The following is a 24,319-nucleotide window of genomic DNA, read 5'->3' on the forward strand; positions in this document are numbered from 1 at the left end:
GATACGTGGCGCCCCAGGTCGAGCTTGTCAGATGACCGGAGGCCGGCCCAGTCGGGTCAGCCGCCACACCGTACGCCACTTCATGGGCCGGCGGGGACCGCACTCAGTGGCCCAGCCCTCCTTGAACCCGCCGAACCAGGCCCTGAGCGCCGGGCGCGAGGGCCGGCGCAGCAGCGTGAGCAGCAGCCACACCCCGAGATAGACGGGGACCAGGGGGGCGGGAAGGTTGCGGCGGGCCAGCCAGACGCGGTTGCGGGCGACCATGCGGTGGTAGACCGCGTGCCGGGAAGGCGCGGTCGTGGGGTGGTACAGCACCATGTCGGACCGGTAGTCGATCATCCAGCCGGCGTCCAGGGCCCGCCAGGCGAGGTCGGTCTCCTCGTGGGCGTAGAAGAACTCGTCCGGCAGCCCGCCGACTTCGGCGAAGACCCGGGTGCGGACGGCGTTGGCGCCGCCGAGGAAGGTGGTGACCCGGGAGGAGCGCATCGGGTCGGAGGCCCGCAGCCGCGGGACGTGGCGGCGCTGGGTGACGCCGGTGTCCGGGTCGGCGATGCGGAAGCTGATGATGCCGAGTTCGGGGTCGGCGGCGAAGGCCTGCCGGCACAGCTCGGCGGTGTCGTGCTGGGCGAGGAGGCCGTCGTCGTCGAGGAAGAGCAATATGTCGACGTCCCGGCCGCCCGGCCCGAAGGCCTCTGTGCCGACGTTGCGGCCGCCCGGAATGCCCAGGTTCTCGGGCAGCTCCAGCGTCCTCACGCCCTCGGGGACGTCCGGCACCGGCGAGCCGTTGCCGACGACGACCACCTCGACCGCGTCGCCGTCCTGCTTGGCGACCGAGTCGAGCAGGGCGCGCAGCTCGTCGGGGCGGTTGCCCATGGTGATGACGACCGCGCCGACCTTCAGTGAAGACGTCATCGCACTCACCGCAGCCTGCTCGACGCCAGGACGGACACCAGGTGCAGCACGGTCTGCACCAGCGCGATCCCGGCGAGTACGGCGGTGCCGAGCCGGGTGAAGAACAGGTCGCCCCTGATCTGGTCCGCGATCGCGAGGACCAGGATCAGCAAGGACGCCTCGATCCCGAGGATCAGCCGGTGGAACTTGAGCGCCGCGGCGGCACGGCGGGCCAGCGCCATGCCGGAGGAGCGGGGCTCGGACGCGGCCTCCTTGACCGGCGGCAGGCCGCCCTGGTGCCGGGCGACACCGACCAGGTCGGTCTCCGCCTTGACCAGGATCGCCCCGAGGGCGGCCAGGGTGCCGAGGAAGGCCCACAGCCAGTCGATCCGCCCGGAGCCCCACAGGTCGGCGGCGCGCAGGCCGAGGCCGACCAGGACCGCCGCGTCGGTCAGATAGGCGCCGACCCGGTCCAGATAGACCCCGCCGAGCGAGTACTGCTTCTTCCAGCGCGCGATCTCGCCGTCGACGCAGTCCAGCAGCAGATACAGCTGGACCATGACCACGCCGAGCACGGCGCCCGCGATCCCCGGCACCAGCAGGGCCGGGGCCGCGAGCACACCGCAGACGGTCATCAGGTACGTGAGCTGGTTGGGCGTGACCCTGGTGTTCACCAGGCAGCGGTCGACCCGCAGGGACACCTCGCGCATATAGAGGCGTCCCATCCAGTGCTCACCGCTGCGCCGGTCCTTCACCCCCGGGGGATGGACGACCGTGCGGAGTTCAGCTACCGATGGCCTTGACATAGTCGGCGTAGAAGTCCTTGATCTGGTGGGTCTTGAGGTCGAGGTGTTCGAGGATCGTGTAGCGGCCGGGCCGGGTCTCCGGAGCGAACTCCACGACGCGGACGAACTCGTCCACGGTGAAGCCGATCTCCTCCGGCAGCACCGGAAGCCCGTGCCGGCGCAGCACCTGGGCCGTGTGCACCGACTCCTCGTGGGCCCCGCGCAGATACATCGCGAAGGCCGCGCCGAGCCCGCACTGCTCGCCGTGGCTGGCGGCGCGCTTGGGGTAGAGCAGGTCGAAGGCGTGGTTGATCTCGTGGCAGGAACCCGAGGCGGGCCGGGAGTCGCCCGAGATCGACATCGCGATGCCGGTGAGGACCAGCGCCTCGGCGAGCACCTGGAGGAAGTCGTTGTCCCCGATGCCGCCGGGGTGCCGCAGCACCGCCTCGCCGGCCTGGCGGGCCATGGCGGCGGCGAGGCCGTCGATCTTCTCGCCGTTGACGCGGTTGGACAGCTCCCAGTCCGCGATCGAGTTGATGTTGGAGATCGCGTCGCCGATACCGGCCCGTACGAAGCGCGCCGGTGCCTCGCGGATCACATCCAGGTCGATGACGACCGCGATCGGGTTCGGCACGCCGTAGGAGCCGCGCCCCGCGTCGTTGTCGAGGGTGGCGACCGGCGAGCACAGACCGTCGTGCGCGAGGTTCGTCGGCACAGCGACCAGGGGCAGGCCGACCCGGGCCGCGGCGAACTTGGCGCAGTCGATGATCTTGCCGCCGCCGAGTCCGACGACCGCGTCGTAATGGCCGGCCTTGATGTCGCCGGCCAGCCGCACGGCGTCGTCGAGGGTGCCGCCGCCCACCTCGTACCAGCTGGCGCCGGGCAGCGACGGCGCGATGCGCTCGCGCAGCCGGGCGCCCGAGCCGCCGCTGACGGCGACGGCGAGCCGGCCGGAGTGCGAGATGCGCTCGTCGGCGAGCACACCGGCCAGGTCGTCGAGGGCACCCGGGCGGATGTCCACGACGAGCGGCGAGGGAATGAGCCTCGTCAGTACTGGCACGCGATCTCCCGTCCCCTGGCGAGGTCGTCGTGGTTGTCGATCTCGACCCACTGGACCTCGCCGATGGGCGCCGTGTCGATCCTGAAGCCGCGGTTCACGAGCTCCTGGTAGCCGTGCTCGTAGAACTGCTGCGGGTCGGTCTCCCACACGGCCTTGAGCGCGTCGGCCAGTTCGGGGGCCGCGTCGCCCTCGATCAGGGTGACGCCGATGTACTCGCCGGAAGCCTCGGCGGGGTCCATCAGCTTGGTGATCCTCGTCATGCCCTTGTCGGGGTCGACGACGACCTTCATCTCCTCGTCGGCCAGGCTCTTCACCGTGTCCAGGGCGAGGATGATCTTCTTGCCCTCGCCGCGGGCGGCGAGCAGGGTCTTCTCGACGGAGACCGGGTGCACGGTGTCGCCGTTGGCGAGGATCACACCGTCCTTGAGGGCATCGCGCCCGCACCACAGGGAGTAGGCGTTGTTCCACTCCTCGGCCTTGTCGTTGTCGATGAGGGTCAGCTTGAGGCCGTACTTCGCCTCAAGAGCCGCCTTGCGCTCGTACACGGCCTCCTTGCGGTAGCCGACGATGATCGCGACCTCGGTCAGACCGACCTCGGCGAAGTTGCCGAGCGTGAGGTCGAGCACGGTGATGCCGTCCTCTATGCCCGTCGGCTCAGCGGAACGTACCGGCACCAATGCCTTGGGAAGGCTGTCGGTGTAGGGGCGAAGACGCCGTCCGGCGCCCGCCGCCAGCACGAGGCCGATCATGCGGTTTCTCCTTCGTCGTGTACGGCGGGCGCCCCTGCGGACACCCAGAAGCGGATGCTCTCGACGAGCACCACGAGGGCGACGGCCACGGCCAGGACCGTGAGCGCGACCTTGAACTGCGCGGCGGTGAGCAGCGCTGCCAGCACGGTGACGAGCAGCGTCCGACCCTCCTGCCCCCCGATGGCGCGCACCAGCCAGGCCGGCGGCGCTCCGGCGTTGCCGCGGATGCGGTACACCGTGTCGTAGTGATGGTAGGCGACGGCGGCCACCAGGCCGAAAGCCGCAGGAAGGGCTCCGTTCACCTCCGCTTTGGCCGCGAGGGCGAGCACGGTGCCGTATTCGGCGGCCCGGAAGAACGGCGGGACCAGCCAGTCGAGGGCGCCCTTGAGCGGGCGGGCGACGGCAAGGGCCGAGGTCAGGGCGTAGACGGCGGCCGCGATCACGGGCAGCGGTCCGCCGAAGTCGGTCAGTGCGGACGCGGCCACGACGGCGGCTGCGCCCAGGAGGGCGACGGCGGGCACGGCGAGGCCGGGCAGCCCCTTCTTGCCGGGCAGCCCCTTCTTGAAGAGACGTACGAGGCCGTCCGCGAGAGCGCCCGAGTCGGCCAGGTCCGCCAGCGCCTGCGCCGCCCGGCCCGTCCGCCGCGCCTTGCGGGTCAGCGACCGCAGTACCCGCCCCGCCGTGGTGTACGTCGCCGCGAGGGCGCAGCCGACCAGCAGCGCGTAGAAGGTGATCCGCGGGGTCGTGGCCGCCGTGAGGATGGCTATCATCGCCCATCGTTCGCCGATGGGCAGGACTATCATCCGGCGCACCCAGACCGTCCAGCCGACGCTGTCGAGCTTGTCGGAGAGGGCGGCGGTGGGGCTGGTGTTGGCGGTGGCGTCGTGGTTGGCCTCGTTGAAGGAGAAGTCCACGACGTGCCGGCAGGTCTGCAGGATCATGGCGCCCAGGGCGAGGGCCCAGACGTCGTCGCCGCCACGGGCCGCGCCGAGCGCGAGGCCCGCGTAGTAGGCGTATTCCTTGGCGCGGTCGAAGGTGGCGTCCAGCCAGGCGCCGAGCGTCGAGTACTGAAGCGAGTAACGGGCGAGCTGGCCGTCGGTGCAGTCCAGGACGAACGAGCAGATCAGCAGGATGCCCGCGGCGACGAATCCCACACGGGTGCCGGTGGCCGCGCAGCCCGCCGCGATCAGGGCGGTGAGCAGCGAGGCGGTGGTGACCTGGTTGGGGGTCAGACCCCGGCGGGCGCACCAGCGGGCGATGTAGCGCGAGTACGGGCTGATGAAGAACGTGGTGAAGAAGCCGTCGCGGGACTTCACGGCCGACTTCAGGCGTACGGCCTCGTCGTCGACGGCGTCCACGGCCTGGCGTGCCTCGTTGCGGGCCTGCGGGTCGGTGGGGACGGCGGCGACCAGGCTGCCGAGCTCGGGGCGGTGCACGTCCGCGCCGTCGGCGTCGAGGGCGGTGACGATGCCGTCGGCGACGCTGTCCACGGCGAGCGCGCCCGCGCCGCCCGCCGAGGTCTCCCGCGCAACCGCACGGGTCAGGGCCTGGCGGCCGGCCGGCTGGGCGGTCACGGCGCCCGGGATCGCGGCGAGCGGGAAGCGGGGGTCGGTGAGGCCGAGGCGCAGCGCGTGCGGATGGCCCACGAAGCGGGCGTCGACGACGGCCACCCGCCGGTCGGCCGGGACGGCGGCGAGGAGCGCCTCGGTGTCCGAGGCGTCGAAGGCCACCCGCACGTCGAAGCCGAGGGACCGCAGATCGCTTTCGAGCGACGATCCGGGGACCGGCTGACCGGTGACGATGGCGGTCGGCAACCGAACTCACTCCCTGGGTGCCGGCGCGTCCGCGCCGGTCGTCTGCGTGCGTGTTGGATGGGCCGCTTGTCCGTGACACCCGGGCGGCATGTCGGCAGAGGCTATCCGATGACCGGAAGCCTGTGTTCACCACCCGTTCACGGGCCGGTCGACGCGGCCTCCACCGGCCTTTGCCGCGATCATCATCGGGGATCGGGGGCCCGCCCCACAAACCGTGCCCGGCGCGCCCGGCCCCGTTCCGGGCATCCGGGACATCGTGCGTCGCCCGTGCGGCCTCGGCATAGGGTGGATGACCATGACTTGGCTGATCACCGGCGGGGCCGGATACATCGGGGCGCATGTGGCGCGGGCCATGACGGAGGCCGGGGAGCGTGTCGTGGCCCTGGACGATCTGTCGGCCGGGGTGCCCGAGCGGCTCCCGGACGAGATCCCGCTCATCACGGGCTCCACGATGGACACGGACCTGCTCAAGCAGGTCTTCGTCGAGCACGGGGTGACGGGTGTGGTGCATCTCGCGGCGCGCAAGCAGGTCGCCGAGTCGGTGGCGCAGCCCACTCGCTACTACCGGGAGAACGTCGGCGGCCTCGCCACGCTGCTGGAGGCGGCCGCCGGGGCCGGGATCGAGCGGTTCCTCTTCTCCTCGTCGGCGGCCGTGTACGGGAACCCGGATGTGGACCTCATCACGGAGGACACCCCGTGTGCCCCGGTGAACCCGTACGGCGAGACGAAACTGGCCGGCGAATGGCTCGTGCGGGCGGCGGGGCAGGCGCACGGCATGGCGACCGTCTGTCTGCGCTACTTCAACGTGGCGGGCGCGGCCGCGCCGCTGCTGGCCGACACGGGCGTGTTCAACATCGTGCCGATGGTCTTCGACCGGCTCACCCGAAGCGAGGCCCCGCGGATCTTCGGTGACGACTATCCGACGCCGGACGGCACCTGCATCCGCGACTACATCCATGTCGCGGACCTCGCCGAGGCCCATCTCGCGGCGGCCCGCCGGCTCACCGGGGGCACCGCGACCGGGGATCTGACGGTGAACATCGGCCGCGGCGAGGGCGTTTCGGTCCGCGAACTGATCACGGTCATCGGCGAGGTCACCGGCGAGGGGCGAACGCCCGTCGTCGAGGGCCGCCGCCCCGGGGACGCGCCGCGCGCGGTCGCCTCGGCCGCGCTTGCCGCCGAGGAACTGGGCTGGCGGGCGAGGCGCGGGGTGCGCGAGATGGTGGAATCGGCATGGCAGGGCTGGCAGCTGCACCACGGCAAGTGAGCCGGCAATGCCCTGACCTGCGGTTCGTTTCCGCAGGTCAGGGCACATGACAACGGTGTTCAGTGCCGCGTTGCCCGATACCCCCCACCCGTAGTTCACTGTGATCCCGGGCGACACACAGGAGGGCGGATTCCATGGGGGCCGGTCACGATCACGGGCACGGGCACACGCACGCGCCCCCCACCGGTACGGCGGCCGCGGCCTACCGCGGCAGGCTGCGCGTCGCTCTGTCGATCACGCTCGCCGTCATGCTGATCGAGATCGCCGGTGGTGTGCTCGCCGATTCGCTCGCGCTCATCGCGGACGCGGCGCACATGGCCACGGACGCGCTGGGCCTGGGCATGGCCCTGCTCGCCATCCACTTCGCCAACCGCCCGCCGAGCACCAACCGCACCTTCGGCCTCGCGCGCGCCGAGATCCTCGCCGCCCTCGCCAACTGTCTGCTGCTGCTCGGCGTCGGCGGTTACGTCCTGTACGAGGCGATCCAGCGGTTCTTCACACCCGCCGAGACCCAGGGTCAGCTGATGCTCACGTTCGGTGCGATCGGCCTGGTCGCGAACGTGATCTCGCTCACGCTGCTGATGAAGGGCCAGCAGGACAGCCTGAACGTGCGCGGCGCGTTCCTGGAGGTGGCCGCGGACGCGCTCGGCTCGCTCGCGGTGATCGTCTCGGCGGCGGTGATCCTGGCCACGGGCTGGCAGGCGGCCGACCCGATCGCCTCGCTGGTCATCGGCCTGATGATCGTCCCGCGCACGGTGAAGCTGCTGCGCGAGACCCTCGACGTGCTGCTGGAGGCCGCTCCCAAGGACGTCGACATGGCGGAGGTGCGGGCCCACATCCTGGCGCTGGACGGTGTGGAGGACGTACACGACCTGCACGCCTGGACCATCACCTCCGGTCTGCCGGTGCTGTCCGCGCATGTGGTCGTGCGCTCGGACGTGCTGAGCGCCATAGGCCACGAGAAGATGCTGCACGAGCTGCAGGGCTGTCTGGGCCACCACTTCGACGTGGAGCACTGCACCTTCCAGCTGGAGCCGGGCGGGCACGCGGAGCACGAGGCACGGCTGTGCCTCTGACGGCACCCCGCTGAAGGCGTCACGGCCGGAACGCAGCGGTCCGGAGCGCGCCCGCGTCCCCGTGTTCGAGGCCAGTGGACGGTTCCCGGCCACACCTGCCGGGCACGATCATCTACCGGGTCCCTCTTCCGGCGTGGCCCGTGCCGGGAAGTGCCGGTAGTGCCGGATTCGTACGGCAGACTTGGGGTGCCAAGACCGAGGCGAAGGATGGGTATGCCGATCACACCTGCCACCGCGACGCACAGCTCGTCGAACGGCACCGCGGACGAGATTTTGCTGGAACTGGTCGACGAGAAGGGTGTGACGATCGGCACCGCGGAGAAGCTCGCGGCACATCAGCCGCCGGGACAGCTGCACCGCGCGTTCTCGGTGTTCCTCTTCGACGAGCGCGGACGGCTGCTGCTCCAGCAGCGGGCTCTCGGCAAGTACCACTCCCCCGGTGTGTGGTCCAACACCTGCTGCGGCCACCCCTACCCGGGCGAGGCGCCCTTCGCGGCGGCGGCCCGGCGGACGTACGAGGAACTCGGCGTCTCGCCGTCGCTGCTGGCCGAGGCGGGCACGGTCCGCTACAACCACCCCGACCCGGCCTCGGGCCTGGTCGAGCAGGAGTACAACCACCTGTTCGTCGGCATGGTGCAGGCCCCGCTCGGGCCGGATCCCCAGGAGGTGGCGCAGACCGCCTTCGTGACCCCCGCCGAGCTGGCGGAGCGGCACGCGAAGGACACCTTCTCCTCCTGGTTCATGACCGTTCTGGACGCGGCCCGTCCGGCGGTCAAGGAGCTGACGGGCCCGTCCGCGGGCTGGTGAGGAGACTCACACCAGCCTGACCGGTTTGAGTGGCAGGGCGGCCCAGATCACCTTGCCGCCGCTCGCCGTGTGCTCCACGTCGATCACCCCGCCCGCCTCCTGGGCCACCTCGCGGACCAGGAGCAGTCCCCGGCCGCCGGTCTGACCGTGATCGGCCTCCAGGGCGGTCGGGCGGTAGGGATGGTTGTCCTCCACCGACACGCGCACCCACTCGGCACCGACGGCCACCTCCACGGCGAGCATCGGCGACAGCAGCGCCGCGTGCTTCACCGCGTTGGTGACCAGTTCGGAGACGATCAGCAACAGCCCGTGGACCAGGTCGTCAGAGACCGGGACGCCCTGGCGCAGCAGCAGGTCCCGCACGGCGTGTCGCGCCTGCGGGACCGAGGCGTCGACTGCGGCGGCGGTGAACCGCCACACCCCTTCGTACGGCAGCGGATCCGGCGCCCTCTGGTCGCCTCCGTGTGGGCGCGGGTCGTACCCGCGCCCGTGGTTTTCCATCGTCCGGTCGCCACCCTCGCGCTCGATTGTCACCACACATCGAGTGTTGATAACGACCCGCTCCACCCCACAGGTCTGACAGGAAGTCAGCTGGTATCGAGCGGTTCTGACCGTTGGCGTATGACAAGGTCAGTTGTGGGACTGCTCCTGTCCCGGTCGCGCCGCCTTCGCGAACTATTCGGGTTGTACGGGTTTGACGGGTTCCCCCGGAGATCATGCCAGGGCAGCGGCGGATAGCATCCCCGCATGGAGTCCCAGCTGCTGCACTCGGTCGCCGACTCGGTCGCCACCGTCGTCGTCCACCACCCGGCCAAGCGCAACGCCATGACGGCCGCGATGTGGCGGTCCCTGCCCCCGCTGCTCGACGCGCTGGCCGCCGATCCCGCCGTGCGGGCGCTGGTGCTCACCGGTGAGGGCGCGACCTTCTGCGCCGGAGCCGACATCTCGACGCTGCGGGGCTCGCCGGAGGAGGCGCAGCGGCTCGCCGTGGCGGCGGAGGAGGCCCTGGCGGCGTTCCCCAAGCCGACCCTGGCGGCGATCCGCGGTCACTGCGTGGGCGGCGGGTCGCAGCTCGCGGCGGCCTGCGATCTGCGGTTCGCCGAGGAGGGGGCGCTGTTCGGGGTGACCCCGGCGAAGCTCGGCATCGTCTATCCGGCGTCCTCCACCCGCCGACTGGTCTCGCTGGTGGGCCCGGCCGCCGCCAAGTACCTTCTCTTCTCCGGCGAGTTGATCGACGCGGAGCGGGCCCTGCGCACGGGTCTGATCGACGAGCTGCTGACGGAGGGCGAACTCGGCAAGCGGGTCGCCGAGTTCGCCCGGGTCCTGGTCTCGCGCTCGCAGCTGACGCAGGCCGCGGCGAAGGAGTTCGCGAACGGGCGCGCCGACCGGGACGCGCACTGGACGGAGCAGGCGCGCGGCAGCGGCGACACCGCGGAGGGGGTCGCCGCCTTCCTGGAGCGCCGCCGGCCGCACTTCACCTGGACCGTGCCTACACCAGAGTGAACCGGCTGTTCGTACGGAACTCCTCGACGAGATGCGCGGGCGCCTTGCCCGGGGACCCGGCGTCGTAGGGCGGCTGCGGGTCGTACTCGGTCAGCAGTTGCACGGCCTGGGCGTGCTCGTCGCCCGCGATCCGGCCGACCAGCGTGAGGCCCATGTCGATGCCGGAGGAGACACCGGCCGCGGTGACGTACTTGCCGTCGGTGACGACCCGTTCCCCGGTCGGCAGGGCGCCGTACTCCTTCAGCAGGTCGAGCGCGACCCAGTGGCTGGTGGCCCGGCGGCCCTTGAGCAGTCCGGCGGCGGCCAGCAGCAGCGAGCCGGAGCACACGGAGGTGGTCCAGGTGCTCGTGGCGTCGGCGCCGCGCAGCCACTCCAGCAGATCCTCGTTCTCCAGCTGGGCAAAGGTGCCGGGGCCGCCGGCGACCACGACGAGGTCGGGGTGCGGCACCTCGTCCAGGGCCTTGTCCGCGGCGACGGCGAGGAATCCCGTCTCGGTGCGCACGGGGCCGGGCCGCTCGGCGACGAAGTCGAGGCGGACGTCCGGGAGGCGGGCGAGGACCTCGTAGGGCCCCACGACGTCGAGGGCGGTGAAGCGGTCGTAGACGACGCAGGCGATGTGCATCGCGAGTTCCCTTTCGGCGGACGGGTTCGGTGGACGAGTCCAGTGGGCGGGTTCGGTCGGCAGTTCAGTGGGCGGGCGCGGTGCGGAACCGACGGCGGTACTCGGCCGGTGCGGTCCCCAGTGCCTTGACGAACGCGCGCCGCATGGCCTCGGGCGTGCCGTAGCCGCTGGCGCGGGAGATCTCCTCGACGCCGTCGGCGGTGTCCTCCAGGAGCCGGCGGGCGTGCTCCAGACGGATCCGGTCGACGTAGCGGCCGGGGGTGACGCCGGTCTCCGCCTGGAAGGCGCGGGCGAAGTGGCGGGGCGAGAGCCGGGCGCGGGCGGCGAGCGACTCGACGCTCAGATCGCCGTCCGGGTGCTCGCTGATCCACTGCTGGACCTCGCGCAGCGGCTCGCGCCGTGCGGTCTGCGCGGCGAGCTGGGCGCTGAACTGGGCCTGGTTCCCGGGCCTGCGCAGGAAGACCACGAGGTGGCGGGCGATGCAGAGCGCGACGTCCCGGCCCAGGTCCTCCTCGACCAGCGCGAGGGCGAGGTCTATCCCGGAGGTGACACCGGCCGACGTGGCCACGTGTCCGTCGCGTACGTAGATGGGGTCGGGGTCGACCTCGACGGCGGGGTGGTCCCGGGCGAGCTTGCCGCAGTACGCCCAGTGGGTCGTGGCGCGGCGGCCGTCCAGCAGACCGGCCGCGGCGAGCAGGATCGCCCCGGTGCACACGGAGACCAGCCGCTCGGCACCCGGCCCGTGCCGGCGCAGCCAGTCGGTCAGCCGCGGATCGGGGTGGCGGGTGCCCTGCCCTCCGGGGACGAGCAGCGTGTGCGGCTCGGACGCGTCCGCCAGTGACTGGTCCGGTACGAGGGTGAGCGCGCTGGAAGTGCATACGGGGGCCCCGTCCAGGGAGGCCGTACGGATGCGGTAGCTGCCCGGGATGTGGCTCTCGGCGCCCGCGAAGACCTCCAGGGGGCCGGTGACGTCGAGGCTCTGGACGCCGTCGAAGAGGACGACGAGAACGGTTCGTTGCGCCATGGTTTCGATTCTTGGCGGGCCGGCGGACAGCCGCAATGACGGGTACCCCACCTTTTCTGCCATGAACAACCCGCCACGTGGGAGCGCCCTGATCCCCGGTTGTCGGTGCCACCTGCCACAATTGCCGCGCAACCTCAGTGGAGAAGGCGGTACGGCATCGTGACGACACCCGGGTCCCTCGCAGCAGGGTCCATCGAAGGCAGGATCGCCGAAGAGCTCGGCGTACGGGAGCGGCAGGTCAAGGCTGCCGTGGAACTGCTCGACGGCGGTTCGACGGTGCCCTTCATCGCCCGCTACCGCAAGGAAGCGACCGAGATGCTCGACGACGCGCAGCTGCGCACCCTCGAGGAGCGGCTGCGCTATCTGCGGGAGCTGGAGGAGCGGCGGACCGCGATCCTGGAGTCGGTGCGCGAGCAGGGCAAGCTCACCGAGGAGCTGGAGGCGCGGATCCGGGGTGCCGAGACCAAGGCGCGCCTGGAGGACATCTACCTGCCGTACAAGCCGAAGCGCCGGACGAAGGCCCAGATCGCGCGCGAGGCGGGCCTGGAGCCGCTGGCCGAGGGCCTGCTCAAGGACCCGACGGTCGAGCCGCTCGCCGCGGCCGCCGCCTTCGTGGACGCCGACAAGGGCGTCGCCGATCCGCAGGCCGCCCTGGACGGCGCGCGGGCGATCCTCACCGAGCGGTTCTCCGAGGACGCCGACCTGATCGGCGAGTTGCGCGAGCGCATGTGGGTGCGCGGGCGCCTGGCCGCGAAGGTGCGCGACGGCAAGGAGGAGGCGGGCGCCAAGTTCGCCGACTACTTCGACTTCGCCGAGCCGTTCACCGAACTGCCCTCGCACCGGATCCTCGCGATGCTGCGTGGCGAGAAGGAGGAGGTCCTGGATCTCGTCCTGGAGCCGGAGGAGCCGACGGAGGGCCCGTCGTCGTACGAGGGAATCGTCGCGTCGAAGTTCGCCATCGCCGACCGCGGCCGCCCCGCCGACAAGTGGCTGACGGACACGGTCCGCTGGGCCTGGCGCACCCGCATCCTCGTCCACCTGGGCATCGATCTGCGGCTGCGGCTGCGCACGGCCGCCGAGGACGAGGCGGTCGACGTCTTCGCCGCCAACCTCCGTGACCTGCTGCTCGCCGCCCCGGCCGGCACGCGCGCGACGCTGGGCCTGGACCCGGGCTTCCGTACGGGCGTGAAGGTGGCCGTGGTCGACGCGACCGGCAAGGTCGTCGCCACCGACGTCATCCACCCGCACGTCCCGGCCAACAAGTGGGACGAGGCCCTGGCGAAGCTGGCCCGGCTGGCGAAGGAGCACACGGTCGAGCTGATCGCGATCGGCAACGGCACCGCGTCCCGGGAGACCGACAAGCTCGCCGGCGAACTGATCGCCAGGCACCCCGAGTTGAAGCTCACCAAGGTGATGGTGTCCGAGGCGGGCGCCTCCGTGTACTCGGCGTCGGCGTTCGCCTCGCAGGAGCTGCCGGACATGGACGTGTCGCTGCGCGGCGCGGTCTCCATCGCGCGCCGGCTGCAGGACCCGCTGGCCGAGCTGGTGAAGATCGACCCGAAGTCGATCGGTGTCGGCCAGTACCAGCACGACCTGTCCGAGGTGAAGCTGTCGCGCTCGCTGGACGCGGTGGTGGAGGACTGTGTGAACGGCGTGGGCGTGGACGTGAACACCGCCTCCGCGCCGCTGCTCGCCCGGGTCTCCGGCATCACCTCCGGGCTCGCGGAGAACATCGTGTCCCACCGGGACGCCAACGGCCCGTTCACCTCGCGGTCGCAGCTGAAGAGCGTGGCACGGCTGGGCCCGAAGGCGTATGAGCAGTGCGCGGGCTTCCTGCGGATCCGTGGCGGCGACGACCCGCTGGACGCGTCCAGCGTGCACCCGGAGGCGTACCCGGTCGTACGGCGCATGGTGAAGACCTCCGGCCAGGAGGTGGCCGCCCTCATCGGCAACACGGGGGTGCTGCGCTCGCTGAAGCCGTCTGCGTTCGTGGACGACACCTTCGGTCTGCCGACCGTCACCGACATCCTGAAGGAGCTGGAGAAGCCGGGCCGTGACCCGCGTCCGGCGTTCAAGACGGCGACCTTCAAGGAGGGTGTGGAGAAGATCTCCGACCTGTCCTTTGGGATGGTGCTGGAGGGCGTCGTCACGAACGTGGCCGCGTTCGGGGCGTTCGTGGACGTCGGTGTCCACCAGGACGGCCTCGTGCATGTCTCCGCGATGTCGAAGACGTTCGTCAAGGACCCGCGTGACGTGGTGAAGCCCGGTGACATCGTCAAGGTGAAGGTCCTCGACGTGGACATCCCGCGCAAGCGGATCTCGCTGACGCTGCGCCTCGACGACGAGGCGGCGCCGCAGGAGCGCCAGCAGCGCGGCGGCGGCGGACGGCCACCCCAGCAGCGGCAGGGACAGCAGCGCCAGGGCCAGCAGCGGCAGGGGCAGCAGCGCGCAGGCCAGGGCCGCGGCGGAGACCGGGGCGGGCGCCAGGCTCCCCCGCCGCCCGCCAACAGCGCGATGGCGGACGCGCTGCGCCGCGCGGGCCTGCTCGACCCGAAGAGCGGCCGCCGCGGCTGAGACACCGGAGCCCGCCCCGCCTTCCCGCGCGTGCGGGAAGGCGAGGGATCGCCGGGGCCCGCGCGGTCTCATCAGTGCCGTCGGGTGAAACCCGTGGACAGTGATCTTGCGATCGCCACGGGGGCCGGCCGGCCCGGTCCCCGGTGCGGCGCGAGGGCGCCGGTCAGCGCTCGGTGAGCTTGCCCGCCGCCACCTCCAGTCGGCGGGTCACGCGGACCGCGTCCAGCATCCGGCGGTCGTGGGTGACCAGGAGCAGCGTGCCCTGGTAGGAGTCGAGGGCGGACTCCAGCTGTTCGATGGCGGGCAGGTCGAGGTGGTTGGTCGGCTCGTCGAGGACGAGCAGATTGACGCCCCGGCCCTGGAGGAGCGCCAGGGCGGCGCGGGTGCGCTCGCCCGGGGAGAGGGTGGCCGCCGGGCGCAACACATGGTCCGACTTCAGGCCGAACTTGGCGAGCAGGGTGCGGACCTCGACCGGCTCGGTGTCCGGGACGGCCGCGCAGAAGGCGTCCAGCAGTGCCTCCGGGCCGTGGAACACCTTGCGGGCCTGGTCGACCTCGCCGACCAGGACGCCCGAGCCGAGGGAGGCGTGCCCGGCGTCCAGCGGGACGCGGCCGAGCAGCGCGCCCAGCAGCGTCGACTTGCCCGCGCCGTTGGCGCCGGTCACCGCGACCCGGTCCGCCCAGTCGAGCTGCAGCGAGACCGGGCCGAAGGTGAAGTCCCCGCGCCGTATCTCCGCGTCCCGCAGGGTCGCGACCACCGCGCCGGAGCGCGGCGCGGTCGCGATCTCCATGCGCAGCTCCCACTCCTTGCGCGGCTCCTCGACCACATCGAGGCGTTCGATCATCCGCTGGGTCTGGCGGGCCTTCGCGGCCTGCTTCTCGCTGGCCTCGCTGCGGAACTTGCGGCCGAGCTTGTCGTTGTCGTTGCCCGCCTTGCGCCGGGCGTTCTTCACGCCCTTGTCCATCCAGGAGCGCTGCATCTGCGCGCGGTCCTGCAGGGCGGCCTTCTTGTCGGCGTACTCCTCGTAGTCGTCGCGGGCGTGCCGGCGGGCCACCTCGCGCTCCTCCAGGTAGGCCTCGTAGCCGCCGCCGTAGAGGTTGATCTGTCCCTGGGCGAGGTCGAGTTCGAGGACCTTGGTGACGGTGCGGGTGAGGAACTCGCGGTCGTGGCTGACGACGACGGTCCCGGCGCGCAGGCCGGTCACAAAGCGTTCGAGGCGCTCCAGGCCGTCCAGGTCGAGGTCGTTGGTGGGCTCGTCGAGCAGGAAGACGTCGTAGCGGGAGAGCAGGAGCGAGGCGAGGCCGGCGCGGGCCGCCTGGCCGCCGGACAGGGACGTCATCGGCTGGTCCAGGTCCACGGCCAGGCCCAGCGAGTCGGCGATTTCCTCCGCGCGCTCCTCCAGGTCGGCGCCGCCGAGATCCAGCCATCGCTCCAGGCTGGTGGCGTAGGCGTCGTCGGCACCGGGCGCGCCGTCGACCAGGGCCTGTGTCGCCTCGTCCATCACCCGCTGGGCCTCGGCGACGCCGGTGCGGCGGGCGAGGAACTCCCGTACGGTCTCGCCGGGCCGTCGTTCCGGCTCCTGGGGCAGATGGCCGACGGTCGCGGTGGGCGGGGACAGGCGCAGTTCGCCGTGCTCGGGCGCGAGCAGCCCGGCGAGCAGCCTCAGGAGCGTGGACTTGCCCGCGCCGTTGGCGCCGACCAGCCCGATCACGTCACCGGGCGCGACGACGAGGTCGAGCCCGGAGAAGAGCGAGCGGTCGCCGTGGCCGGCGGCGAGATTCTTGGCGACGAGGGTGGCAGTCATCAGACCGCCGATCCTAATGGCCGCACGCCGCGCCGGTCAGCGGGCCATCGCCTCCACCAGCACGCTCCCCGAGGTCCGGGCCACGACGAAGGACTCCCCCTTGACCGCCTTGGCGTCCAGGGCGATGCGGTGCAGGCCGGCCTCCAGGACTCCGTCGAAGACCTCCCGGGTGTGGGTGCGGTAGAGCCGGTCGAGGCGGTACGCCGTGAGACGGACCCGGCAGGGCGAGGTGACCTCGATGCCCGCCTCGCCGTCAGCCGCCACCAGGCGGGTCAGCCTGCGCTGTGCCACGGGGCGGCGGTCCAGGGCGTGCTCGATCTGCGCGACGAGCAGGGGGACGATCGGGGCGAGCCCGTCGACATAGGCCACGTCGACGCGGGCGCGCTCGAACGCCCGGCGTACGGCGGCCCGTTGCGCCTCACCGATCGCCCGGCCGAAGGCGACGGCGCCGTACGCGCGCAGTTCCTCCTCGGGAACGCCCGTGGCGTCCTGGGTGATGTCGGCGCCGATGCCGATGGTGCGCAGGGCGGCGGCGAGCTTGGCGAGGAGCGCGACGCGGGCGCCGATCAGCAGCACCCGGCGGCGGGGCTGGGCCTGCGCGTCGGCGTCGTCGAGGAGGGCGCCGAGGGCCGCGCGGTACTCGTCGCCGTGGAAGCGGAAGGGCCCTATGCCGTGATAGCCGTTGAGCTCCAGGTCGGCATGGTCCTCGCTCTGCCAGGCGAAGTCCCGCCAGATGTAGTCGTCGCCGTCCCGCTCGATGACGGCGGTGACCGCACCGCAGGCCAGGTCCTCGCACTCGGGGCAGCCGTAGACGACGTAGCGGCCGTCGGGCAGGGGCGCCTCGCTCTCCAGGAGCAGGCTGCGGACCTGCGCGGTGAAGATCGCGGGCGGGACGTCGGAGGCGAGCGGCGAGACGGCGTCCAGGTCGGACAGCTGGAACAGCAGCGGACGTCCGTCGACGATGAAGTCCACGAAGTCCCGGTGGACCTGGTAGCCGCCGTCGGCGAGCACACCGCCGGCGCGCATCGCCGGTGCCAGGCCGAAGGACACGTATGCGGCAGACATGCTGTGAGTATTCCCAGAGTGGGACGCATGTGAGCGCGGCATGACATATTTCGCTAACGTCCTCGCGTGGAGCATGAGCGAAGTGATGGCGTGATCGTGGTCGGCGGCGGGGTCGTCGGGCTGACCACGGCCGTGGTGCTGGCCGAGAACGGCGTCCGGGTACGGGTGTGGAACCGGGACCCGGCCGAGCGCACGACCTCGGCGGTCGCCGGCGCGCTGTGGTGGCCGTACCGCATCGAACCGGAACCGCTCGTCGGCCGCTGGGCCCTCGAATCCCTTGCCGAGTACGAGGACCTGGCGACGCGCCCGGAGGAGACCGGCGTACGCATGGTCGAGGGCGTACACCGCGGGCTGCGTCTGGACGAGCTGGGCCCCTGGGCGGCGCGGGTGCCGGGGCTGCGCACCGCGGACGACGGCGAAGGTCTGGCGGCACGGCTGCCGTTGATCGACATGCCGGCCCATCTGGCGTGGCTGCGGGCGCGGTTGCTGAAGGCGGGCGGCACGGTCGAGGAGCGGGTGGTGACCGATCTGGCCCGGGTGCCCGCGCCGGTCGTGGTCAACTGCACCGGTCTGGGGGCCCGTGAGCTCGTACCGGATCCGGAGGTGCGGCCGGTGCGCGGTCAGCTGGTCGTGGTGGAGAACCCGGGCGTCACGACCTGGTTCACCTCCGTCGATCACTCCTCGGACACCTCCACGTACTTCTTTCCCCAGCCGGGCGGGCTGATCCTGGGCGGTACGGCGGAGGACGACGCGTGGTCGCTGGAGCCGGACCCGGCCGTGGCCGCGGGGATCATCGCCCGGTGTGCCGCGGTCCGGCCGGAGATCGCCGGGGCGAGGGTGCTGGCCCATCGCGTGGGGCTGCGCCCGGCACGCATCGCGGTACGGCTGGAGCGCCTGCCGCTGCCGGACGAACGGGCGTTGGTCCACCACTACGGCCACGGCGGCGCCGGCGTCACCGTGGCCTGGGGCTGCGCCCGGGAGGCGGCCGCGCTGGCGGGCGCGGCCGCCTGAGCCGGTCAGTTGCCGGGGAGGCGCTGGATCGTACGGGGTGAGCGGACGCCTTCCAGGGACGTGGGTGCGGGAGCGGTGGACGCGGTGCCCGAGGTCGCCCGGGTGAACGCCGCGGGACCGCCCACCAGCGGCAGCCTGGCCGACGTGCGGGCCAGGTCGACGGTGAGCGTCGGGGTGGTCGACGGCGGGTCGATGAGGTCCTTGTCCGTGCCCGCGACGATCAGCGCCAGCCGGTGGCCCTTGGGGACGACATGGTCGGTGGCCGCCAGGTCGAGCGTGATGGTGTACGCCTTGCCCGGCGTGAGCGGGACGCCCTTGCCGGTGTCGGCGTAGTTGCCGAGGTCGGCCCAGCCGCGGCTGAACACCGTGTAGTCGACGGCCTTCGTCCTCGCCTTCGTCGCCTTGAAGCAGGCGCTGTCCCCGGTCGTGCTCGCGCCCCAGCAGGTGCGGTCGGTGAGGGTGGTGATGCCCTCGCCGTCGTCCGCGTAGTCCCGGATGGTGCCGGGGCCGAGGTCGACGAGGACCGCGGAGAGATGGGCCGTCGAGGTGGTCGGCGTGGCGGTCACGGTGACCTTGGACGAGCCGGACAGGCGCAGGTCCCGGGTGAGCGGCTCGGTGAGGAAACCGGCCTTCTCGGGGGTGGCCGTGCCGATCCGGGCGGCCCAGTCGGTCTCGCTCAGGGCCGGGTTGTCGGTGAAGGTCTCGGTTCCCTGTCCCCGGCGCAGGCCGAGCGTGCCGACGCCCGCCCGGCTGCCGGCGGCCGGGCGCAGGGTTGTGCCCTGCGTGTCGCGCGGCGGCCAGACCGTGGAGGTGACCCACTGGTCCGGGTGGCGTTCGATGTCGGCCATCGGCTCACGGTCGATGCCGTTGGCGTAGCCGAGGAGCTCGTGGTCGAACCAGCGGTGCAGGGTGTCGACCCAGGCCCCGCGCCGGTAGTCGAAGGGGTCGACATGGCCGGTCTGAGAGAGCCAGATCTTCCGTTCGACGCCGTGCCTGGCGAGGGCGTCCCACCACTGGCCGAAGTGCTTGGTGCGGACGTTGAGGTCCTGCATGCCGTGCACGAGGAACACGCTGGCCTTCACCTTGGACGCGTTCTTGACGTAGTCGCGTTCGGTCCACAGACCGGTCCAGTCACCCGTGCGCGGGGCGCCGTCGACGAGCTTCTTCTGTACGGCGGCGCAGTGGGCTCGGGCGTCGGCGCTCTCGACGGCGTCGGACAGCCAGTCCGGGCCGGAGTCGTACAGCGGTGCGCCCTTGGCGAAGTAGTAGTCGTACCAGGAGGAGATGGCGCTGATCGGGACGATGGTCCTCAGGCCCTTGACGCCGGTGGCGGCGACGCCGTTGGCGATGGTGCCGTCCCAGCTCTTGCCGATCATCCCGGTCTTCCCGTTGGTCCAGGTGGCCTTGACCGTGGTGGTGCCGGTGCGGCTGGTGTAGCCCTTGGCGCGGCCGTTCAGCCAGTCGATCACGGCCTTCGCGGACCCGATGTCGGAGCGGCCGCCGATGTCGACACAGCCGTCGGAGCGGTTGGTACCGGCCAGGTCGACGCCGACGAAGGCGTAGCCGCGGGGCACGAAGTAGTTGTCGTAGAAGAGCGGCATCCGCACGACGCGGCCGCTCGCGTCGTACGTCTTCTTCTGGCTCTCGTTGCCGCGCCCGCAGCAGGAGTAGTACGGGCTGGCGTCCATGATGACCGGCACCTTGCGGCCCTGCCGGGCGGGTTCGGCCGGCCGGACGATGTCGGCGGCGACGCGGTCCGTCCTGCCGTCGCCGTCCCCGTCGAGGCCGGTGTCCACCCAGACGGCCTCACGGATGGCATGGGCGTACGAGTAGACGGGCCGGCTCTCGCGCCGGGCGGCCTGGGCGGCCACGGGGGTGAGGAAGGCGGCCATCAGGGCCGCGACGGCCAGGGTCGCGAGCGATCTCCAGATCGTGAAGCGCGTGCGTTTCGGCATGCGCGGACGGTACCCCGGTCAACTCCCGTGCAGAAGAGGGCAGCTGAGTGAACGTCGGGACCGGGTGGCTCATGTCGGCCGGATGGCGATCGTGTGACACGAGGGGCTGTGGACAGGTCAGGGGCCACAGGGTCTGAATAGGCTCCGAACAGACTTCGTGCCCCTACGACTTGGAGTTCTCGTGCACCGCAGAATCTTCGCGCCGGGCGCGCTCGCGGCGGCCTCTCTCCTGCTGGCGATCCCGGCATCGGCCGCAAGTTCCGCTCCCGGCGCACCGGGCATCGGCGATCCCTATTACCCGAACTACGGAAACGGCGGTTACGACGTCTCCCACTACGACCTCCGGCTGACGTACCAGCCGGCCACGGACGAGCTGGCGGGTACGGCGACGATCCAGGCGAGGACCACGCAGGAGCTGTCCAGCTTCGATCTGGACTTCCTGCTGGACGTGAGCGAGGTGCGGGTCAACGGCGCCAAGGCCGGCTTCGCCGCCTCCGGCCAGCACGAGCTGGTGATCACGCCGAAGAACCCGCTGGCGAAGGGCACGCCGATCACCGTGGTGGTCCGTTACAGCGGGGTGCCGTCGACGAAGAGCGCGTACGGCTTCAACACCTGGCACCGCACGCCCGACGGCGCGATCGCGGCCGACGAGCCCGAGGCGGCCTGGTGGTGGTTCCCGAGCAACGACCACCCGCTGGACAAGGCGACCTACGACGTGTCGGTGGCCGTGCCGGACGGCACCCAGGCCATCTCCAACGGCACGCTCCAGTCGAGCAGTTCGAGGCTGGGCTGGACCCGCTACAACTGGCGTGAGAACAAGCCGCAGGCGACCTATCTGGCCACGTTGGCGGTCGGGAAGTTCGACATCACGACGGGCACCTCCGAGGGCGGGGTCCCCGTCGTCAACGCGTACAGCAAGGACCTCGGGGACAACGACGGGGCGGCGCGGGCGAGCGTGGAACGGACCGGGGAGATCGTCGACTGGCTCAGCGGCTACTTCGGGCCGTACCCCTTCGGTTCGGCCGGCGGGTATGTCCCCAACACCACCACCGGGTTCGCGCTGGAGACCCAGACCCGCGTGTACTACAGCCCGCGCCAGTTCGCGAACGGCTCCAACACCTCAGTGGTCGTGCACGAGCTGGCACACCAGTGGTACGGCGACGACGTGTCGCTGAAGGGCTGGAAGGACATCTGGATCAACGAGGGCTTCGCGCGGTACGCGCAGTGGCTGTGGTCGGAGCACGAGGGCGAGGGCACCACGCAACAGCTCGCCGACTATGTGTACGCCTCACACCCCGCCGACGACGCCTTCTGGTCCGTCGAGCCCGGTGACCCGGGACCGGACGACCAGTTCGACATCGCCGTCTACGACCGGGGTGCGCTGGCCGTCCAGGCGCTGCGCAACGAGGTCGGTGACGACGCGTTCTTCGCCATCCTGAAGGGCTGGCCGAAGGAGCACGCGTACGGCAACGCGTCCGTGGCCGACTTCCGGACGTACGCCGAGAAGGTCTCCGGCAAGCCGCTGTCCGCCCTGTTCGACACCTGGCTGTTCCAGCCGACGAAGCCGACAGCCGCCGCGGCCCGCTCCGCGGTCGTCGCCGAGCCCGCGGCGGCCCCCGTCCAGCCCAAGTCCTGGAAGAAGATCGAGGCGACGAACGAGGCCCACGGAGGCTGAGACACCGGAGGTACGGGGCCGGGGCCAGGACCGGACGGGTCACCCCGGCCCCGTCCGAGGACGTCACCTGCCACGGCGGGCCGACGGGGACTCCGCCCGACCGTCCAGACGGGCGCCGCCCGGCAGGCGACGATCGAGGCGCACGCCGGCCGAGACACTGGAGGGACATGGCGCCGGGGCCAGGCGGCTCACCCGGCCCCGGCCGAGGACGTCACCCGGTGCGCCGGCCCGATGCCTGCGGACGCGGCCCCGTGGCTCACACCTCGGCCGAGACCAGCTCCGCCACCCGGTCCAGCAGTTGGTCTCGGCCGATCGCGGCCGTCTCCGTCGACGGCACCGTGCAGGCGTACGCCCCGGCCACCGTCCCGTACAGGGCGCTGCGCCGGGGTGGCTCCCCGTCGAGGTGGGCGAAGAGGAAGGCGGCGGCGAAGGCGTCGCCCGCGCCGTTGGTGTCCACCACCGGCGCGGGTGGTGTCACCGTCGGTATGTGGCTCAGCTCGCCGTCGGACAGCAGGTACGCGCCCTCGGCCCCGGCGGTGGCGACGACCAGCTCGGCCCTGCCCCGGTCGGCGATGCGGCGCATCGTCCGCTCGGGGTCGGTGAGGGCCGTCGCCGAGAGGAAGACGATGTCCGCCGCGTGGGCGAAGGGCTCGTGGTAGGGGTTCTCGCCGTCCCAGTCGTGCAGGTCGGTCGAGACGGAGACGCCGGTCTCGCGCAGTGCGGGCAGGGTGTGGGCGCACGGGTGGGTGATGGCCACGTGGACGTGCCGGCTCGCCGCGGCGAGGTCCCGGACCGTCCGCTCCGGGAAGCGGTCGTCGGCGAGGGCCCGGCTGGTGTCGTAGAGGGAGAGCCGGCGGCCGTCCGGGCCGACCAGATTCACCGCGCGCTTGGTGCCGGCCGGCTGCGGGATCGCGGTGAGCGGGATCCCGCGCTCCCGGTGCAGCGCGCGGACGAGTTCGCCCTCGGGGTCGTCACCGAGCAGGTCGAGGTGATGGGTGCGCAGGCCCAGCGCGCTCAGGCCCACCGCGACGAAGTCGCCGGTCTGTCCGGCGCGGGTGCGGATCCCGGAGTCGATCATGTAGCTGTCGGCGTACGGGAGCGGCAGTTCGGGGACGTACACGATCGTGTCCACGCCCGCGCCGCCCAGCACCAGGACGTCGATCCCGTCGCTCATCCCCCGCCCTCCCCGTGGTCGTACACCGTCACCGCGATCCCGCGCCGCACCAGCCGCTCCGTGATCAGCGGCTCGATCCGGGACCACTTCCCGCCTGCCAGACCGCAGCCTATGCGGGGCATGTGCACGGACGCGCCGAGTTCGATCACTTCGTCGGCGAGCCGGGCGAGTGCCGTGTCGATGGCCTCGTATCGCACCGGGGCGCCCTTGCTGCCCGTTCGGGTGCCCCGCTGGCCGATCATGTTGGCCACCCAGACGTACCGCTCGGCCCGCACAAGTTGTATCGCGCCCAGCCCGAAGTCGTTCGACGCGCGGTGGCGGTGCCATGCGCGGTACTCCGCCTCGGGCTCCGGCCAGCGGCGCGAGAGCGCCAGGACGAAGCCCTTTCCCCATCCCCCGATGTCGTTGCAGACGTGGGCGATCACTTTGACGCCCTTGACCGACGGCACGGTGGCGTCACCCCGGACATATGTGATCTCCGACATGACGCCACCGTAGGCGATGCCACTGACAGTGGCCGTGACCTGCTACTTCGTGAGTTCCGAGGCAGACCAGCAGGAAGGCGATCGTGGCGATCTCCGTGCCGGGGCTGCCCTTGAGGCGGAAGTGCGGCCGGGTGACCAGACGTCACAGAGCGGCTCTTCTCACATCGCGGTCACCCGCGGCTCACACTCCGGTCAGACCTCGGGAAGAGGTGTCACAGCATTGGTGAGACAGCAATACTGCTGCACATGACGACCGACACCGAGGAGCCGACCCTCACCATCGACGAACTGGCCGCCCGGGCGGGCGTCACGGTCCGCACGGTCCGCTTCTACGGCACCAGGGGACTGCTGCCGCCGCCGGTGATCGGTCCGCGCCGGGTGGGTCACTACGGCCGGGAGCATCTGGCGCGCCTGGCGCTGATCGAGGAGTTGCAGCACCAGGGCATGACGCTGGCCGCGATCGAGCGGTATCTGCGGCAGCTGCCGCCGGACCTGACCGCGCACGAACTCGCCGTGCACCGGGCCGTGGTCTCCTCGTGGGCCCCGGACGCGGCGGAGACACTGTCGCGCGAGGAACTGGAGCGGCGGGCGGGGCGGTCCCTGGACGAGGGCGACCTGGACCGGCTCGTGGCGATGGACGTCGTCGAGCGGGCCGGTGACGCGTACCGCGTGGACCTCGGACAGCTGCGGCTCGGCGTCGAGCTGCTGGACGTACCGCTGTCCCAGGAGGCCATCCTCGCCGCGCGGAAGGTGCTCCTGGAGCACTCGCGCGCGGCCGCCCACGAGCTGTCGCAACTGCTGCGCGACGAGGTCTCGGAGCGGGACGCGCGGCATGTGCGGTCGCTGTCCGCCCATATGCAGCCGCTGGTGGTGCAGGGGCTGCTGACCACGTTCCAGCGGTCTTTGAAGCAGGAGCTGCGCCTGTGGCTCGACGACGCGCAGGCAGACGCAGCCCCGTGACCCTCCGGCCCGTCGCGC

At 71.7% G+C, this 24,319-nt stretch carries 21 protein-coding genes; 8 read left to right on the top strand and 13 right to left on the bottom strand.

What is annotated here, in order from left to right:
• Positions 1-27: 27 nt before the first annotated feature.
• The 5 genes from ACFY1J_RS16625 to ACFY1J_RS16645 are packed head-to-tail and all read right to left on the bottom strand — an operon-like array spanning position 28 to position 5,299.
• A complete protein-coding gene (locus ACFY1J_RS16625; RefSeq protein WP_390705547.1) occupies positions 28-912 on the bottom strand; it encodes a glycosyltransferase family 2 protein in 885 nt (294 codons plus the stop codon).
• A 5-nt stretch (positions 913-917) separates the two neighbouring features.
• Positions 918-1,697 carry a CDP-alcohol phosphatidyltransferase family protein gene (locus ACFY1J_RS16630; protein WP_390705546.1) on the bottom strand — a complete coding sequence of 260 codons (780 nt, stop codon included), beginning with the start codon at positions 1,695-1,697 and terminating at the stop codon, positions 918-920.
• The gene (locus ACFY1J_RS16635; protein ID WP_390705545.1) at positions 1,675-2,736 is read right to left on the bottom strand and encodes an iron-containing alcohol dehydrogenase family protein; all 1,062 of its coding nucleotides are present in this window, start codon (positions 2,734-2,736) and stop codon (positions 1,675-1,677) included. The genes ACFY1J_RS16630 and ACFY1J_RS16635 overlap by 23 nt, the downstream gene beginning before the upstream one ends.
• On the bottom strand, positions 2,724-3,485 hold the full coding sequence (locus tag ACFY1J_RS16640) for a sugar phosphate nucleotidyltransferase (RefSeq protein WP_390705544.1): 762 nt from the start codon (positions 3,483-3,485) through the stop codon (positions 2,724-2,726). Before ACFY1J_RS16640 ends, ACFY1J_RS16635 begins: the two co-directional genes overlap by 13 nt.
• Positions 3,482-5,299, bottom strand: coding sequence for a DUF5941 domain-containing protein (locus ACFY1J_RS16645; RefSeq protein WP_390731394.1), 1,818 nt, complete (start codon positions 5,297-5,299; stop codon positions 3,482-3,484). Before ACFY1J_RS16645 ends, ACFY1J_RS16640 begins: the two co-directional genes overlap by 4 nt.
• 295 nt (positions 5,300-5,594) lie before the next feature.
• Between ACFY1J_RS16645 and galE the strand changes: the two genes are divergently transcribed.
• From galE to idi, 3 genes are all read left to right on the top strand, one after another.
• The gene (gene galE / locus ACFY1J_RS16650; protein ID WP_390705542.1) at positions 5,595-6,566 is read left to right on the top strand and encodes a UDP-glucose 4-epimerase GalE; all 972 of its coding nucleotides are present in this window, start codon (positions 5,595-5,597) and stop codon (positions 6,564-6,566) included.
• Positions 6,567-6,700: 134 nt separating this feature from the next.
• Positions 6,701-7,642, top strand: coding sequence for a cation diffusion facilitator family transporter (locus tag ACFY1J_RS16655; RefSeq protein WP_390731395.1), 942 nt, complete (start codon positions 6,701-6,703; stop codon positions 7,640-7,642).
• A gap of 213 nt (positions 7,643-7,855) precedes the next feature.
• Positions 7,856-8,449 carry an isopentenyl-diphosphate Delta-isomerase gene (gene idi, locus ACFY1J_RS16660; protein ID WP_363298599.1) on the top strand — a complete coding sequence of 198 codons (594 nt, stop codon included), beginning with the start codon at positions 7,856-7,858 and terminating at the stop codon, positions 8,447-8,449.
• Between the two features lie 6 nt (positions 8,450-8,455).
• On the opposite strand, the gene ACFY1J_RS16665 is transcribed toward idi, so the two are convergent.
• Positions 8,456-8,950, bottom strand: coding sequence for an ATP-binding protein (locus tag ACFY1J_RS16665; protein ID WP_390705540.1), 495 nt, complete (start codon positions 8,948-8,950; stop codon positions 8,456-8,458).
• Between the two features lie 246 nt (positions 8,951-9,196).
• Here ACFY1J_RS16665 and ACFY1J_RS16670 point away from each other — a divergent pair, with 246 nt between their 5' ends.
• Complete coding sequence (locus ACFY1J_RS16670; RefSeq protein ID WP_390705539.1) at positions 9,197-9,952, top strand: enoyl-CoA hydratase/isomerase family protein; 756 nt, start codon at positions 9,197-9,199, stop codon at positions 9,950-9,952.
• Here ACFY1J_RS16670 and ACFY1J_RS16675 read toward each other — a convergent pair.
• Entirely contained in the window at positions 9,939-10,574 is a 636-nt protein-coding gene (locus tag ACFY1J_RS16675; RefSeq protein WP_390731396.1) for a DJ-1/PfpI family protein, read from the bottom strand. The two genes, ACFY1J_RS16670 and ACFY1J_RS16675, sit on opposite strands and share 14 nt — an antisense overlap.
• 64 nt (positions 10,575-10,638) lie before the next feature.
• The gene (locus tag ACFY1J_RS16680; RefSeq protein ID WP_390731397.1) at positions 10,639-11,598 is read right to left on the bottom strand and encodes a GlxA family transcriptional regulator; all 960 of its coding nucleotides are present in this window, start codon (positions 11,596-11,598) and stop codon (positions 10,639-10,641) included.
• Positions 11,599-11,757: 159 nt separating this feature from the next.
• Between ACFY1J_RS16680 and ACFY1J_RS16685 the strand changes: the two genes are divergently transcribed.
• The gene (locus ACFY1J_RS16685) at positions 11,758-14,172 is read left to right on the top strand and encodes a Tex family protein (RefSeq protein ID WP_390705536.1); all 2,415 of its coding nucleotides are present in this window, start codon (positions 11,758-11,760) and stop codon (positions 14,170-14,172) included.
• A 163-nt stretch (positions 14,173-14,335) separates the two neighbouring features.
• Here the strand turns inward: ACFY1J_RS16685 and ACFY1J_RS16690 are convergent, their stop codons facing one another.
• Entirely contained in the window at positions 14,336-15,976 is a 1,641-nt protein-coding gene (locus tag ACFY1J_RS16690) for an ABC-F family ATP-binding cassette domain-containing protein (protein ID WP_390731398.1), read from the bottom strand.
• A 36-nt stretch (positions 15,977-16,012) separates the two neighbouring features.
• The gene (locus tag ACFY1J_RS16695; protein ID WP_390705534.1) at positions 16,013-17,041 is read right to left on the bottom strand and encodes an oxidoreductase; all 1,029 of its coding nucleotides are present in this window, start codon (positions 17,039-17,041) and stop codon (positions 16,013-16,015) included.
• A 90-nt stretch (positions 17,042-17,131) separates the two neighbouring features.
• Here ACFY1J_RS16695 and ACFY1J_RS16700 point away from each other — a divergent pair, with 90 nt between their 5' ends.
• Entirely contained in the window at positions 17,132-18,052 is a 921-nt protein-coding gene (locus ACFY1J_RS16700; RefSeq protein WP_390731497.1) for an NAD(P)/FAD-dependent oxidoreductase, read from the top strand.
• Between the two features lie 5 nt (positions 18,053-18,057).
• Here the strand turns inward: ACFY1J_RS16700 and ACFY1J_RS16705 are convergent, their stop codons facing one another.
• Positions 18,058-20,007 (bottom strand): Xaa-Pro dipeptidyl-peptidase, encoded by a 1,950-nt coding sequence (locus tag ACFY1J_RS16705; RefSeq protein WP_390731399.1) that lies wholly within the window; start codon positions 20,005-20,007, stop codon positions 18,058-18,060.
• A gap of 181 nt (positions 20,008-20,188) precedes the next feature.
• On the opposite strand from ACFY1J_RS16705, the gene ACFY1J_RS16710 reads away from it, so the two are divergent.
• On the top strand, positions 20,189-21,682 hold the full coding sequence (locus tag ACFY1J_RS16710) for a M1 family metallopeptidase (protein ID WP_390705532.1): 1,494 nt from the start codon (positions 20,189-20,191) through the stop codon (positions 21,680-21,682).
• A 256-nt stretch (positions 21,683-21,938) separates the two neighbouring features.
• Here the strand turns inward: ACFY1J_RS16710 and ACFY1J_RS16715 are convergent, their stop codons facing one another.
• Together ACFY1J_RS16715 and ACFY1J_RS16720 are read right to left on the bottom strand one after the other, a co-directional pair.
• A complete protein-coding gene (locus tag ACFY1J_RS16715) occupies positions 21,939-22,856 on the bottom strand; it encodes an adenosine kinase (RefSeq protein WP_390731400.1) in 918 nt (305 codons plus the stop codon).
• Positions 22,853-23,341 (bottom strand): macro domain-containing protein, encoded by a 489-nt coding sequence (locus ACFY1J_RS16720; RefSeq protein ID WP_390705530.1) that lies wholly within the window; start codon positions 23,339-23,341, stop codon positions 22,853-22,855. The genes ACFY1J_RS16715 and ACFY1J_RS16720 overlap by 4 nt, the downstream gene beginning before the upstream one ends.
• 246 nt (positions 23,342-23,587) lie before the next feature.
• Here ACFY1J_RS16720 and ACFY1J_RS16725 point away from each other — a divergent pair, with 246 nt between their 5' ends.
• Positions 23,588-24,301 carry a MerR family transcriptional regulator gene (locus tag ACFY1J_RS16725; RefSeq protein ID WP_390705529.1) on the top strand — a complete coding sequence of 238 codons (714 nt, stop codon included), beginning with the start codon at positions 23,588-23,590 and terminating at the stop codon, positions 24,299-24,301.
• Positions 24,302-24,319 lie beyond the last annotated feature (18 nt).

The sequence above is a fragment of the Streptomyces sp. NPDC001406 genome (assembly GCF_042895285.1).
In the GTDB taxonomy this organism is placed as follows: domain Bacteria; phylum Actinomycetota; class Actinomycetes; order Streptomycetales; family Streptomycetaceae; genus Streptomyces.